Origin of the sequence: Candidatus Nitrososphaera evergladensis SR1 (genome assembly GCF_000730285.1) — an archaeon.
GTDB classification, from domain to species: domain Archaea; phylum Thermoproteota; class Nitrososphaeria; order Nitrososphaerales; family Nitrososphaeraceae; genus Nitrososphaera; species Nitrososphaera evergladensis.
On the sequence record NZ_CP007174.1, the window covers coordinates 952081 to 965380 of the forward strand.

At 42.9% G+C, this 13300-nt stretch carries 17 protein-coding genes; 7 read left to right on the plus strand and 10 right to left on the minus strand.

Going from position 1 to position 13300, the window contains the following annotated elements; genetic code table 11:
* Positions 1 to 164: 164 nt before the first annotated feature.
* Positions 165 to 524 carry a Rieske (2Fe-2S) protein gene (locus tag NTE_RS04945; RefSeq protein WP_148700012.1) on the plus strand — a complete coding sequence of 120 codons (360 nt, stop codon included), beginning with the start codon at positions 165 to 167 and terminating at the stop codon, positions 522 to 524.
* A 41-nt stretch (positions 525 to 565) separates the two neighbouring features.
* Here the strand turns inward: NTE_RS04945 and NTE_RS04950 are convergent, their stop codons facing one another.
* The 4 genes from NTE_RS04950 to NTE_RS04965 form a co-directional block, all read right to left on the minus strand.
* The gene (locus NTE_RS04950; protein WP_148700013.1) at positions 566 to 1162 is read right to left on the minus strand and encodes a GNAT family N-acetyltransferase; all 597 of its coding nucleotides are present in this window, start codon (positions 1160 to 1162) and stop codon (positions 566 to 568) included.
* A gap of 173 nt (positions 1163 to 1335) precedes the next feature.
* Positions 1336 to 1794 (minus strand): iron chaperone, encoded by a 459-nt coding sequence (locus NTE_RS04955; protein WP_148700014.1) that lies wholly within the window; start codon positions 1792 to 1794, stop codon positions 1336 to 1338.
* Positions 1795 to 1874: 80 nt separating this feature from the next.
* Positions 1875 to 2354, minus strand: a complete 480-nt coding sequence (locus NTE_RS04960) for a VOC family protein (protein WP_148700015.1) — start codon at positions 2352 to 2354, stop codon at positions 1875 to 1877.
* Positions 2355 to 2435: 81 nt separating this feature from the next.
* Positions 2436 to 2861, minus strand: a complete 426-nt coding sequence (locus tag NTE_RS04965; RefSeq protein ID WP_148700016.1) for an SRPBCC family protein — start codon at positions 2859 to 2861, stop codon at positions 2436 to 2438.
* A 269-nt stretch (positions 2862 to 3130) separates the two neighbouring features.
* Here NTE_RS04965 and NTE_RS17295 point away from each other — a divergent pair, with 269 nt between their 5' ends.
* The gene (locus NTE_RS17295) at positions 3131 to 3253 is read left to right on the plus strand and encodes a hypothetical protein (protein ID WP_264357940.1); all 123 of its coding nucleotides are present in this window, start codon (positions 3131 to 3133) and stop codon (positions 3251 to 3253) included.
* A gap of 184 nt (positions 3254 to 3437) precedes the next feature.
* Positions 3438 to 3737, plus strand: a complete 300-nt coding sequence (locus tag NTE_RS04970) for a hypothetical protein (protein ID WP_148700017.1) — start codon at positions 3438 to 3440, stop codon at positions 3735 to 3737.
* A 66-nt stretch (positions 3738 to 3803) separates the two neighbouring features.
* On the opposite strand, the gene NTE_RS04975 is transcribed toward NTE_RS04970, so the two are convergent.
* Entirely contained in the window at positions 3804 to 4388 is a 585-nt protein-coding gene (locus NTE_RS04975; RefSeq protein WP_148700018.1) for an antibiotic biosynthesis monooxygenase, read from the minus strand.
* A gap of 120 nt (positions 4389 to 4508) precedes the next feature.
* On the opposite strand from NTE_RS04975, the gene NTE_RS04980 reads away from it, so the two are divergent.
* The 3 genes from NTE_RS04980 (at position 4509) to NTE_RS04990 (ending at position 7134) form a co-directional block, all read left to right on the plus strand.
* On the plus strand, positions 4509 to 5384 hold the full coding sequence (locus NTE_RS04980) for a phospholipase D-like domain-containing protein (RefSeq protein WP_148699371.1): 876 nt from the start codon (positions 4509 to 4511) through the stop codon (positions 5382 to 5384).
* A gap of 320 nt (positions 5385 to 5704) precedes the next feature.
* A complete protein-coding gene (locus NTE_RS04985) occupies positions 5705 to 6559 on the plus strand; it encodes a hypothetical protein (RefSeq protein ID WP_148699370.1) in 855 nt (284 codons plus the stop codon).
* Between the two features lie 86 nt (positions 6560 to 6645).
* Positions 6646 to 7134: a hypothetical protein gene (locus NTE_RS04990; protein WP_148699369.1), complete on the plus strand. Its 489-nt coding sequence runs from the start codon at positions 6646 to 6648 to the stop codon at positions 7132 to 7134.
* Between the two features lie 29 nt (positions 7135 to 7163).
* Here the strand turns inward: NTE_RS04990 and NTE_RS04995 are convergent, their stop codons facing one another.
* Entirely contained in the window at positions 7164 to 8132 is a 969-nt protein-coding gene (locus NTE_RS04995) for a transposase (RefSeq protein ID WP_158384944.1), read from the minus strand.
* A gap of 195 nt (positions 8133 to 8327) precedes the next feature.
* Here NTE_RS04995 and NTE_RS16405 point away from each other — a divergent pair, with 195 nt between their 5' ends.
* Positions 8328 to 8489, plus strand: coding sequence for a hypothetical protein (locus NTE_RS16405; protein ID WP_158384940.1), 162 nt, complete (start codon positions 8328 to 8330; stop codon positions 8487 to 8489).
* Positions 8490 to 8556: 67 nt separating this feature from the next.
* Here NTE_RS16405 and NTE_RS05000 read toward each other — a convergent pair whose 3' ends face one another.
* The 4 genes from NTE_RS05000 to NTE_RS05015 form a co-directional block, all read right to left on the minus strand.
* On the minus strand, positions 8557 to 8871 hold the full coding sequence (locus NTE_RS05000; protein WP_148699367.1) for a type II toxin-antitoxin system RelE family toxin: 315 nt from the start codon (positions 8869 to 8871) through the stop codon (positions 8557 to 8559).
* A 6-nt stretch (positions 8872 to 8877) separates the two neighbouring features.
* Positions 8878 to 10542: a restriction endonuclease subunit S domain-containing protein gene (locus tag NTE_RS05005; RefSeq protein ID WP_148699366.1), complete on the minus strand. Its 1665-nt coding sequence runs from the start codon at positions 10540 to 10542 to the stop codon at positions 8878 to 8880.
* Positions 10478 to 12448, minus strand: a complete 1971-nt coding sequence (locus NTE_RS05010; RefSeq protein ID WP_148699365.1) for a type I restriction-modification system subunit M — start codon at positions 12446 to 12448, stop codon at positions 10478 to 10480. The genes NTE_RS05005 and NTE_RS05010 overlap by 65 nt, the downstream gene beginning before the upstream one ends.
* Before the next feature lie 209 nt (positions 12449 to 12657).
* Positions 12658 to 13218: a hypothetical protein gene (locus tag NTE_RS05015; RefSeq protein WP_148699364.1), complete on the minus strand. Its 561-nt coding sequence runs from the start codon at positions 13216 to 13218 to the stop codon at positions 12658 to 12660.
* Between the last annotated feature and the right edge of the window lie 82 nt (positions 13219 to 13300).

Sequence of the window (13300 nt, forward strand, 5' to 3'; positions counted from 1 at the left end):
CTGTATGAGTTTCATGTGTGTACGTACGTTAGGGTCAAGTTTTGATATAAACATTGAGATGCTACAAAAATATGTACGAAGACTTTAATTGCCAGTTAATGTTTTTCGCGCGATTTTGATGATGACGTCAAACCCGTAAATAGAAAGGACGCATTATATTCTGCATGGCAGGAGAAGCCAGAGGGTTTCAAAAAGTGGCAAACAAGGGCGACTTGAAGGAAGGTGGCCTTCTAGGAGTGGAGGTTGAAGGAAACAAGATTGTGCTGGCCCTGGTGGAAGGCAAGGTCTATGCGATGGACGCGGTCTGCTCACACGAGGGCGGGCCGTTGGAAGAAGGCGAGCTTATGGGGCACGACCTCAAATGTCCTTGGCACTATGCTCTTTTTGACGTGCGCAGTGGCAAAGTGTCTGACGCAACAGTGTGGGCAACTGACCAGAAATCCTATCCTGTGCAGGTTGACCAGTCGACAGGTGACATTCTGGTAAACCTTGGCGGCGGAGCGGCAACGACAAGCACCGCGTAGCAGTAGTATAGTGTACAAGTCGTTGTTCTTGTAATGTTATATCATCTTGGGGTTCTTGGTTTGCGGAGCATCGGAAAGATGGTCGGCGACTTGCCCGCATGGATGGTGCCAAGTAACTCAAACCCGTGCCGTTCGTAGAGGGGGATATTCTTTGGATTTGAAGATTCAAGATAGGCAAGCTTGTGGTCGCGGTCGCACGTGACAAGTGCATGCTGCATTAAAGCAGAGCCGAATCCCTTGCCCTGTTGAGACGGGTCGACACCTATGAGCGGCAGATACCAGTGCGGCTCACTTGGGTGATAGCTACCCATCTGCTCAAATACTGCAAGGGCGTCCTTCTGAATCTCCTCCGGCACGGTGCGCTGCAATAGTGTGGTTAGCTCGTCTTCGTCGGGGTGGACATCCGGTGGAAGCCACAATGCTACGCCGGCGTACCCATCAACATAGTATGCACTCCCATGAGTAAACGCTCTTCCTCCGAACGCCTTGACAAAGCTGGGGAAATGCGTGAGGTACTGCAGCGGATCTGGCCATGCCCATCGCGCAGCAGGGTCTGCGCTAAACGCCAGTACCAAGACATCAATTGCCGCTGCAGCTTCATTGTCTGTTGTAGTAGTCTTGATTAGCGACGCTGTCATGGCCCTTGTAGAAGTAATCATTGCATGGCAAAAAATATTGTTTTCCTTTCACAACAGTTGAGAGGATCTGTCGATTTAAACAAACATCTCTTGCTTGCAGTCTACTCTCCGAGAATCTTTTTTGTTGAGGAATGCTAACTTGGCGGGCTGGTCTTCTTTTCATTTTTTTGACTTCAGCTCTTGTATTTTCTAGCTTTTACTGATAATTCCTTTACCCTTGCACGCACAATTTTCTTGACAAGCGCCGCTGGCAACGGCTTCTCAGGTATGAAATGAATGGTTGCGCCTGACACTCTGTAATTTTGCAAGTCTTTTTTCATCGCTTTTACTAGCGGCGGGCTCATGGTGTAAAACGAGCAGAGTCTTTTCTGAGGGTTTCTCTGAGCAGAAAACCCGACTAGATCGCGTTCTAGTCTGAATATGGGAATCCTATAAGCAATCCTCTCTTCAGCTCCAGGAACTATGGATTTGATGGTGCGCCTGAGTTTTTCAAGGGCATCGCGCACATCGCCTGGTAATGTTGCCAGATATTCGTCTACGGTTGTAGGCATGCTTGTGGTTGGTTGGAAGAAATTTTCTTTACGCATGTTTATCTTTTTTGCAAACGTCAGGCTGTCGAGTTTTCCAACCAAATGCTTTGGTATTAAAGTCGGCCATGTACTTTCTGTCTTCTGCTGGAATTTTCAAAATAGACTACAGGGTTCATCTTCTATTATTGCCCAGCGTATGCTTTTTGCAGAGTGGCAATATCGAACTTTTTCATTTTAAGAAACGCTTCGGTTACTCGCGCTATTTTCTTCTCGTCTTTATCCTTCATCATCTCGCCCATAACAGTAGGCACAACCTGCCATGAGAGACCATACTTGTCTTTGAGCCAGCCGCACTGTTCAGCTTCGGGAACTGCAGAAAGCTTCTGCCAGTAATAGTCAATTTCTTCTTGGGTGTCACAGTGTACCATGAATGAGATAGATTCATTGAACTTGAAGAAAGGTCCTGCACTTATGGCCATAAACGGCTGACCGGAGAGCTCAAATGAAACGATGTCACAATCGCTAGATGGCGTGTTGTGAATTGTCGTCACATTCGTTATCCTTGAGTTCGGAAATATGGATACATAGAACTCGGTCGCCTCCTTTGCTTCCTTGTCGAACCATAAATGTGGTGTGATTTTTTGGACAATAGCTTTGCTCATAGGTGTCCTATAGCAAATGGCATAAAAGGCATTGCTCCCCAAGGGGAGCCTTGCTAGAAAGGTTCACCGATGATATTTTTTTCAATTGCTTGCTTCAACGTATTTCTTAAAGTTGTCCAAAATAGCCTGCCAGCCGCCACGCTGCATTTCAAGGGGATTGGTGCTTTCAGCTTCAAAAGTTTCCACCACTTTGGTTTCAACATCGTTATTCTTTGTGAAAGTAACCTTCACTTTTCTTTCATCGCCAAGAGTGTAAGCAATCAATTCATTCTTTTTTACTTCGTCATATACGCCGGCAAAGTCAAAGCCAACGCTGCCATCTTTTGCTTCCATTCGGCAAAGGAATTTTCCGCCTGCCCGCAAATCATTTTCTGCCCGTGGCGTGTGCCAGTCGTCTGAAGCATTGTTCCATTTAGTGATGTGCTCGGGAGCAGTCCAAAGTTTCCAAACTTTTTCTACAGGAGCATTGATTACTGCTTGAACTGCGATTGTTTTTTTCGTGTCCATGAAACTGATTGTGTTCGTTAGTAAATAAAGTCTCTTTATCTCCATAGAAAGGCTACCATTTCAAAATTCCAGACGTCTATTTTACAGCTCACAAGATCGTTAATTATTTAAAATTAAGAAAGCAGCAGCTTTCTAACGGTTGGAGATCGCAAGATCCCTGACGTTGATTGATGAAGAAATAGAATACCGGTGGTCTACAATTTCTATCCAAATGAGGCATTCCACGCAGTGAAATATTCCTTGACTTTGAATTACGCGAAGAAGATCCATTGCTGAAGCAGAAAGACCAGATGCAAAAAGCGATTGCAATGGCTAGTCCAGAGCAACTTGGGCAGATGCAAGAGATGTTCCAGAAACTGGGCATCGGCAATATCATCCAAACCAGCGCGTAGTTCAAGCGAAGAAGCAGAAAAACTGATAATAACAGAAGGCTGGAAGTTCATCGGGGTTCTTCCGACCGGAAAAGTTATCATAGAAAAAAGGTTTCCGAACCTAATGTAAGAGCAGGCCCGTCGGTAACTGACTCGCAAATAGTTCTCTAAAGTTGAGTTCGCACAAAAAGGTGAACTCGAAAAAATGATGAAAACTCAAACAGACCCTTGGACGATGTTCTTGTACTCGCTAAAGTCGCCCGTGCCCAAGGTAAAGTATTCGCACAGGCTGGCCACGTTTTTGGCATTTGCAGGCCTGCCGTCGGATATTCCAGAGGAAGAGCAAGCGAGGCTGTTCGCTTCGAAAGTGGCTTCTGATATGAACTGGGTGTTCGACGTAATTCTGAAATTCGTAATGTATCACCTCGAGAGGATGAACAGGGGGAGGAATAGTAGCGGCCACGGTTTGGCCGGAATTTTTATCAGCGTCCTTTTTGCTGTGTGAGGAGACGAAATAAAAGTATCAAACAGATGCGGCATTTTCGCAATTCATGGGAATAAGAGGCCAAGTCTAAGCGTATTCATTCTCTTTTTTTGAGTATAACCATTTGCGCAGCAGCCTGCTTAATGCAGGCATTGCAAGATAGGTCAATAATAGTACTAGTATTGCAGTGTAGACTACGTTTGAAATAAAGAGCGATGTTGACTCAAGGTAGTGATTAAGCAAATAGCGTGCTGAAGTACTTATAGCAAATGCGGCAGCAAAGACAATTACAGCCATTTTCCATTTTGGCGGTGCGGCTACTGCGTGCAGGTCAGGTACTGTAAACCAGGTCTCAAGGCCAGTAGCTGTTTCGTAATGGCGGGTAGAGTAATTGTTAACTTCCTCTAGCATCTTTATGGCCTGTTCAGACCTTTCCCATTCATCTAGTGAGTCACTGTTGGCAAAATGGTGTATAATGTATCGCAGATTGGAGTTAGTTCCGCCTGGAACAATCACTGTTGTACCCAAATAGCCACGGGCCTGCCTTTCATATGTTAGATACCGCCTCAGCCAGTCATCGTATTGCTGTTCGTGACCGGGCTTTATGTTCCTAGAGTAAATTCGCGTAACGCCCTTGGAAACATTGGCCATAAACATGCCTGCCTCTCTCAACTATTTATCAGATCAGTCGTCAACGGCTTTGTGTAAAAAGTCGGTAACTGTCGATACTTTTTAAACAGCCAGCTTACTTTTTAAACAGATATTCTCCAGAATGAAATTGCCTGACGGAACATGGGTTCAAGAAAACAGTTCAGAATCCTTTATGATGGAATGTTAGATATTCCTACTAGCCTAAATGGAATATCTGTCCTTTCATATGATTTGGATCACTTGGGCAAGACTAATCATAAAATCTCTGTATCTTTCACCGTCCTGCACATTAATCAGAGCAACACTGTTGACGATATACGGTTGTATGTGCTAAGTAGAGATCAGTTTGTCACCTGGGCTCTAAACTGTCTAAGAAATAACAACGCTTATCTCTGCCCTGTACAATATTCCCATTATTCAGGACAGGTACCTTCAGGACAGGTTACTTTGCAAGTGCATTCAGGCGGATCACTTCATTTCCTATTGGATAACCGATATTCCACTTTCAGCTCAAAGAGAGTTGCGATTCGCATAGACGAAGAGTGGGAAGAACAAACAGGACAACTAGACCTCGTGACAACAATTCCGCCGCATGACAGGTCGCTGGAGGATGAGGCAAAACGGATGATTTGTAATTGCAATCATACATTGAAGATTATCTCGCCATACGCGGACATGTCATTCGTTAAGGATATCCTTGAAAAAAGCAAGAGCGCCAACATTCAAATCATTACAAGAGCCAGAGATGAATTTACAAGTGATAAAAGGCAGGCTTTTGGCTTCATCAAGGATAATCTAAAGGATAACCATAGAATCAACAACTTCGTTCATTCTAGAATAATAATAAGGGATAATGAAGAGGCTCTTATTTCGTCAGCCGACCTAACCCAAGATGGTCTCATGAAGCAGTACAATACCGGCGCAATAATTTCAGATGCAAATGTTATGAGAAAGCTGCTGAAGTACTTCGATGAAGTTTGGCATCAATCTACAACAGTGCAAACTAAAGCAAAATGAGTTCGAGACCCGCAGCGCTTAAATATTGATGTCTTAACCCGCAGCGAGATTGCTTCGTCTCTTGCTATCCGAGATTCTAGTGGGACTTTTCAAACAATGGCGGATTTTGAGCACCCTTATATAGAAAAGTTTTATAGTCTATAGAATAACAACTACCGTATGACTATGCTGTTTTGGTTCAAACTGCGACGAAAGGACGGCACCAATTTCTGTTCAAAGGGCGTCGCAAATGGTTTGTCAATGCAATAAGAGTCAGATAACTAGCTCATGTGTAGATATACTTAACAGTAGTACGTATCCTGTAATAGGAGGTTTTGCCTGTGAATACTGAAATCCCTGAAAGACTCTGGCTTCCTTTGCTCATACTCGATAAATCTGATGGTGTAATCCACGGCAAAACCAAATTCCAAAAGCTAACATTTCTTACTCAAGTCTTGGCACACATAGACGAATATGACTTCAGAAAATATCATTATGGGCCATTCTCAGACCTATTGGAGCTTGATTTATCTGCCTACTCAGGCTTAGTAACTATAGTCGAAAATGAATCAATGATGAATTATGGTCAACATTACTTTTCTTTCTATTTGACCAGCAATGGTAAGAAGGAGATCGAAAAAATGAAAAAAGAACTTCTGCCCCGTACATTAGAGAAAGTAGAAAATATTATTGAATCACGATTGGCAAGAACCAGATGCGAACTTCTCGATGAAGTCTACTCCAAGTTTGGCATTGACCCTAAGGATTCACTAAAGTTGGCCGCCGAGGTAAAAAAAGAACTGGAGAACATCTTACCTCCCTTAATTGAATGCAGTAGGACGTATAATAATCGGCAATCCGCGTTTGTTCTCTCTACGTTAGAAATAATCGGCAATATCTTGAAGGCACTCGAAAGCGTATCAGATACAGCCAAGAGAGGAGTGGCACTCTACCTTTCCAGAGAACTCATTCACAAGATTGCCGATACATCAAAGGATGTAAGGCCGCCTGCAAATTCGGAATTGCTACGTCCAAGATTCTTGGAGATTGCAGAGTTAGAGTCTTATCTTCTAGGATATTGTGATAAAAGAAAAATCTATAATAATCCTTTCGAACGTACTCTTGACGAGGCGTTCACGGAGGAAGAAGCGAAACGGCTAGCGCAGTCCCTTTCCAATTTAAATCTGACAGCATAGTAGTTCCAGACACTAATGCCTGCCTCAGCTATTCAATAAACCATAAAATCCACGGCATACCTATTCAATTGCAGAATTACAAATCAATGAAGTATTATCTCGACTCAGAGATAAGTAAAGTTGCGATAATTAAGACAGTCGAATCCGAAACACATAAGAAAATTTGGGATATTCTTGCCGAGAAGGGAGGAGATTTAAAATTAACTCCACTTCAAATCAGACTGCTAGTCCATAAATCCCTTGAGAATTTTAGTAGACTTCACAAAAACTATGGCATACTTCCTGATGATGTTTCCTTGATGCCAAACGTCGAAAACATGTACGCAAACATTTGGTCGGGAGGAAATACCCTCCAAATTCAGGTGTGGGTATCAATAAAGAAAAAAAATAGTCCTGCAGATGGCCCGCCGCGCGGAAATGATTTACGGATTCTTTCTACTTCCGCCAAATTTGCCACATATATCAAGACGGAGTTATTGACTTTTGATCACGATTTTATTGCCTTTGAACAGGAGATCAGGAAGACATTTGGATTAGACATAATCAACGGCGGAACGATTCCGCATACATACTAATTCTAAAAGTTTTGATTATTCTCCAGGTTTCAGACTGAAAAATCTGCCCGTATTCCCAACTCGTGTATTTCCTGAATCACCACGCAAATATTATGACATAGAATCTTTAACAAAACTTCATTGAATTGCGCCGTTTCATCCTTACTTCTTACATATTCTCTGAACTTTGTCTTTATCATATGAAATGCTGTTTCGACATTCGACCGCTTGTGATAATGCTTCATAAAATCATCTCTATGGAGGTTGAAATAGTGGTACATCCTATTCCAGGCAGGTGCTCCTATAGCCAAGCCTCGGCTATTCACCTTGAAGGGAATGAATGGTTTTCCACCGAGGTCTTCTACAAACTGGAGATTCGTTCTGCTGAGATATGCTTTGTCTGCAACAGCTTCCTTCAGGTTAAATGACTGCGCTGTCTTTTCCAACAATGGTTGAAAGTACGGGTGGTCAGGACGGTCACCATCCGTAAGCTGGACTGCAGTTATTACGTTTGTCTTTAGGCCACAACAAATGTGTGCCTTCACCCACTTTTTGTACTTCTTGTCTTTCCCATGCTTGAAGTCGAAATATCTAGCAAAACGAGAGGAAGTACCAAAGCCAGAACTATCCACTCCAAAGGTAGTTTCTACGGAAGCCAGTGGAAGGCTTGATAGCTTGATAAGTTCGTAAAGTATCGGTGTTAGCTCTTTCTTACGCATATAGTTTGAAACAGAAGAATAAGAACAGAAAGTGTCAACATGACCCTCTGCGACTGCTTTTTGCATCTGGCTCATGAAGCGACGCAAGGAGAAAGTTGAATACACTTTCAGCGCAGAAGCAAAAACCATATCCGAAAGAGGCAGCCTGGGCCTTCCGAAGTCATAGGCAGGTTGATCAACATTTCTACACAAATCTGACAGTAGCTTCAAGAAGGTATCTTGCTCACCACATTGTGCATCATCATAAGCCTTCCAGTTTTGAGCATACGTTTGGCGCTTGTCAGAAGGAAATTGCGTCATCCTAAGCTGTCTCCGGTCTTCCAAGTAGGTTGTGACCTTTCGCCGCTTGTGCTTGCTCCGCTTGGTCATTTAGGCCATGATAAAGCACTCCTCTTGGCTGCATATTGGTATATACATTGGTCTATTATATATAATTGTTGGGCTATGTATATACCAATAAGATAAATAGACCTGGTAGGTATTGTAGTTTGAGCATTGAAAAGCAAGGTACATTACGTTCGCAAGGGTTCGCCTAGCGTCAAAACTGTAATACCAGAAGGAGTCGCGGATGCTCTCAAGGTAAAACATGAGGATGAGCTCGAATGGGAAATATTCTCTGAAGATGGAAAGATCAAAGCTAAAGTAAGCAAGAAATGACGACTGATTCATTATGGATTACTATATGAGAAATATATCAACAGAAATGATCGTCCAGTAAGATAAACTAATCGTCTACGGCTTTTTTCGCACTCACTTGTATTTTTCCTACTTCCCTAATGTATCGCTTTATCTCATCATATACGTCATCACGCGTATCCAATGCAACGATCATAATTTTCTCTTCATCATAAGAATAGACGGCTCTAAATTTTCCGAATTTATATTTGAAATATCCCGCGAGATCTCCAGTTAAAAGAATTCCAACCTGGGGGTTTTCCCTGATTTCTTCTATTGCCTTTGCTACCCTCTTTTGTGTATAAGAATCAAGTTTAGAAAATTCTTTTTCGACCTTTCGACGCCCAAAGAAGACTTCGCGCATCCAGTATCATAACCCATATTTTGACTTGATATCATCAAATGATACCACATATCCTTCATCCACCTCGTTGATTCCTTCATAGATTTTGTTTACCGAATCCACTTTTGCTTTTAGTTCTATGGTCTCTTCGAGTGCTTTTCTCAAGTTGTCAACGCTACTAAACTTGATGGATCCTTCGAGTAAGTTTTCCAGCAGGCTTACCGTTTCGTGTTCCACTAGAGCAGCCAAATCTTTGAATGCATATGCCTCCCTCGTAAGCTGAGAAATCGCATTATGTACTGACTGGTCATGGATTACTGCTATCAGAACCTGGCCAATGTCTTTCTCGCCAATTTCATCTACTACACCCCCATAGGTCTTTGCAACAACCTGATTGTATCCATATGGTGTTGATAGGAATGTAGCGATGTAGGCTGCATCTACAGGATACTCTAATTCGGAGGGCTTGTCCTTATGCGGAATAATTCTGAGAATATGCTGTGAAGCAGCCCACCCATCCGTAATCGGGGTCGTCAGCCCAATTCTTCCGATTGTTCCCGAACATGTCACCAGTGTCCAACCCGGCTTAATTATCCAATTATTAAGACTGGCAGTCATTTTTCTTGATAGGTACTTGAGATTGAATGGCCTGTTCATGGGCAAGTCGCTTCCCTGTAAGAATGGGATGCCGTATTCCTTTTCAACGTAGATTCGCTTGAAACGTGGAGCGACGATAACTTTACCCAAGTCTTTTGTCTTTACAAGTTTTGTCGAGGATTTTCTCAGCATCCGCAAAGTCTCTATTAGCACAGGGTTGTGAAATGAGGCATCTAATCTCGTGTCCAGCGAGGATGATTTGAGTGAAAACGATTTTCTGTTCTTTAGTGGGTTATCAATTTCCCGGGTGAGACCTGCAGAATCGTAAAAGAGTGCTTCAGCCTCGTCTAGCTTCTTATTTGCTTGCTGGCGTAACGAATAAGCATATTTTATTTGATGATCGAATAATCCCATTATTTTCTTATCCAAGATGGGAACTGCCAAATCCTCAATCTGGTGAGGCTCAACATGATTTATTGCCAGGCCATACTGATCCCGGGTTACAACAGACTGTGCAATCCATGTTGAGAGAAATGCATAGAGATAACCTGAAGGAATTTCTTCTTCGTTGGGTATAATTCGAATAAGATCGTGCGTGAGTACAAACTGGGAAAGATTTTTGTCAACGATGGTAAGCCGTCCGATAACTCCAGAGCATGTCATCAGAATCCAACCTTCTTTTACGAGGAGATCGTCCAAATTCTCCGTCTTTGATTTTGAAAGATACCTTTCACTTTTCGGCCTGAACATCAAGGTCTCAGTTGCACTGAGATAAGGGATCCCCTTTTCCTTGTCACCTGCATAAATTCTCTTGAAGCGGTAACCACTAAACATTTTTCTTTGAACCAGTGTTTTGAGGGGACGTGTTGAAAAGCGTTTGTCATTTAGTATCCGCAATGCCAGATCTTTTTCTTTAGCGTAGTAATCAGCATCAAGCCTCAAATCGCCAGAGAAAATCCAGCTAGACTTTAAGGAGAGACTTCGAAGTGTCGCCGCATTTTGATGCTCTTCTCTTGAAACTAGCGCCATCTTATTTCCTGCCTTTCCTATTCCACCATTCCACAAATTCATCGCCAATATGTGGTAAATCATCATCCAAGATGGGTTCCTTCGTGACTAGCTTTTCTCTTACTTTGCTCCTGTCAACAATTTTTACTATGTATGTCTCCTTCTCAATTTCTATCATTTCGCCCTCGGGAGTCCTCTTGAAGATGCTGTCGCCTCTACTGTTTTTTCCCACTTTGCCAGCTATGGCCATGAATACGTCATAGTCAGGAAGCTTCCCACCTTTCTTCTCTAGGGCCATCTCTGTCTCGTTCTTTCGTTCAAGTATCAGAAGGCTGGTTTTCGTCCCGGTTGAAGGTTCAAACGCTTCTTTTGCCAGGTCAATGCTGGCTATAACTTTGGTATGCGTAAGAATCCAATGGCGAACGTACTTTAGCCCTGGATTACTGAGGACAGAGTCGGGCAGAACGATTGCCAGTTTGCCATTCGGTTTTAACAGTTGAACAGATCTTTCGATGAACAAGAGTTGTGGAGGCATTCGTGATTTAATGTCATCAGTCCTTTCGAGTATTCCATCATCATTTTCTTTCCAGACGTGTGCCAGATCATACTGCGATAGGAGATGTCGGTCATCAATGATAATATTCTCTCCGAATGGTGGATTTGTCATTAACATATCAAAGGAGCCAAGCTTGACTTTTTCCGCAACATCAATTGGCCATTCACCAGGAGCTTTCAGGGAGTCCACCGAGAAAAGATTGCTAGAGCCATTACCATGGATGACCTCATTCATCTGCGCTGCTTGAACCAGAACTTCATTAAAGTCAATTCCATATAGACACCTAGCACAATACATTCTAATTTCATCATCTACGATTTGCATTGCCCTCTCATGCGAAGGGTCCTTGGCAATCTCTCTATCATAATAATACTGCCTCATTGTGTCTATGACAGATATCAGGAATCCACCTGTCCCGCAGGCAGGGTCTATTATCTTTGCATCTTGAATCTGTTGCTTCGTATGCATCGCAAGGAGTATTCTTACTGCCAATCGGCAAATGTTCCTTGGAGTGAAATATTCTCCAAGACTGCCGCGCAAATTCTTACCGACAAGTTCTTCGTATGCATCGCCTTTTACATCAGCGTCGGTTCGGAGCAGATAATAATTCTGTAATTGACCTACAACATAAGCAAGGACTCTCGGATTTAGTAGAATCTTTGGGTCATTTTTGAATATGTATTGATACTGTTTTCTAACCGAGTCGAATAATTCGTCTATGCGTTTTTTTACACTCATCGCCCCCATGTCTGAGCCAATTTCTTTGTTCGTTACATAGAAGTGGATTTCGTCCGACCTCTCATCATAGACTTTGCAGAATATTAGCTTGAGCAGTTCGTGAAATGCTTGGTCTTCTCTCATTCCTTGTCGGCCATATATGTAATCATTAATACGTTTGAAAACAGACTTTAGCTCTGTAGCTGGACGAAGCTGGGTAAAATCAGGTTTTTCATACTCTTCGATTGTCTTCCCATGAATGGGTATGTCAATGACAGGCTTGGGCTCATACTTCTGTCCCTTTGTCTTTGATTCTATCTTCTGAAAGCATAGCTTTTCAAGACCGTTTGTCCACAGGGCAAATTCGCAATTCATTGCACTGGAAACATAACTTCCCAGTTGGTCTATGCCACTCTCTTTATCAGTACTCTTGATCTCTGGCCGTTTTGTTTCAACTATGATGTAGATGTTTTCTTGTAGTGGTGGTTTTCCGTCGTGAAAAACTGCTATATCGACGGGAAGGCGCTTTCCACCTACCGCCAGTTTAAAGTTAACCCTTATCTGCGACAGGTCGTAGCCATACTCCTCGACCAAGCTTCGTATGACTCTTTGCCTGACATGCTCTTCAGGAGTCTCCTTTATCAACTCTTGAGTAAGATATGATTGTAGTTTCCCAGGAGGGACGTAACTCACTGAATTGCCGTCTACAAATCTGTCCATGTCTTGCGCCCCACCCCTATCCCTATGTGCCGCCAGTATTTCGACTTTTTGGTTTTGAATAAATGGTTTTCGCGAAAAATCGCTGAAAAAAGACGAAATCCGACGATGGTCGATTCATGAATGTGCCTCGGACTAACGATCATTTGAAAACCTTCTTGCAAAATGATTACTATGATTTTTCTGCTTTACTCAGTTACACTGTAACACATCTAGGATTGGACGGTTATTACCCTCGGTAGTTCCTTCTTCAATATGCAATAACCCTTCACAAAATCCTCTGCTTCCTTCTTCACATAATTTAGTATGTTGTCATAATTGCCATCAAAGTACCACGATTCCATATTCTTTGCCAGCCCTGATTTTCCCAGGAAGCGCGAGTAGCCGTCGAACCTGCCGCCATTCGCTATAACCAAGACATGCTTGAGGTCGATCATTGGTCTGTGGCCGAGCCTAAGACCCTCTAAATTGCAATATTGCTTTAGCTTGCTCTTCATAAACTGAGACTCGAAAGCCAGATTGTTGCCTACTGGAATGAAGTTCCAAACACCCTTGTCAAGATAGATTTTCTTGAACTGCTCCACCATCTCTTGTTCTCCAATTTCCCACTCCTTCAGTATCTGCAGGTCGCCGACCGGCTTGCCCGTGACGCTGTGAAGTTGCTGATACTGGATTGTTACTATCTTGGCCTTAGAAGGGACAGTGCCCGCCTTTTCCTCGCCACGGAATGACTCTAAGGGAACAGTCTCGATGTCGAAGTAGTACTCGGGCAAACAGCAAAGTAAAATGCTACCAGTTATTTAAGAATAGAAGATTTCTATATATTTAGTCGCACTGTTCTCAAAATGACTTTTT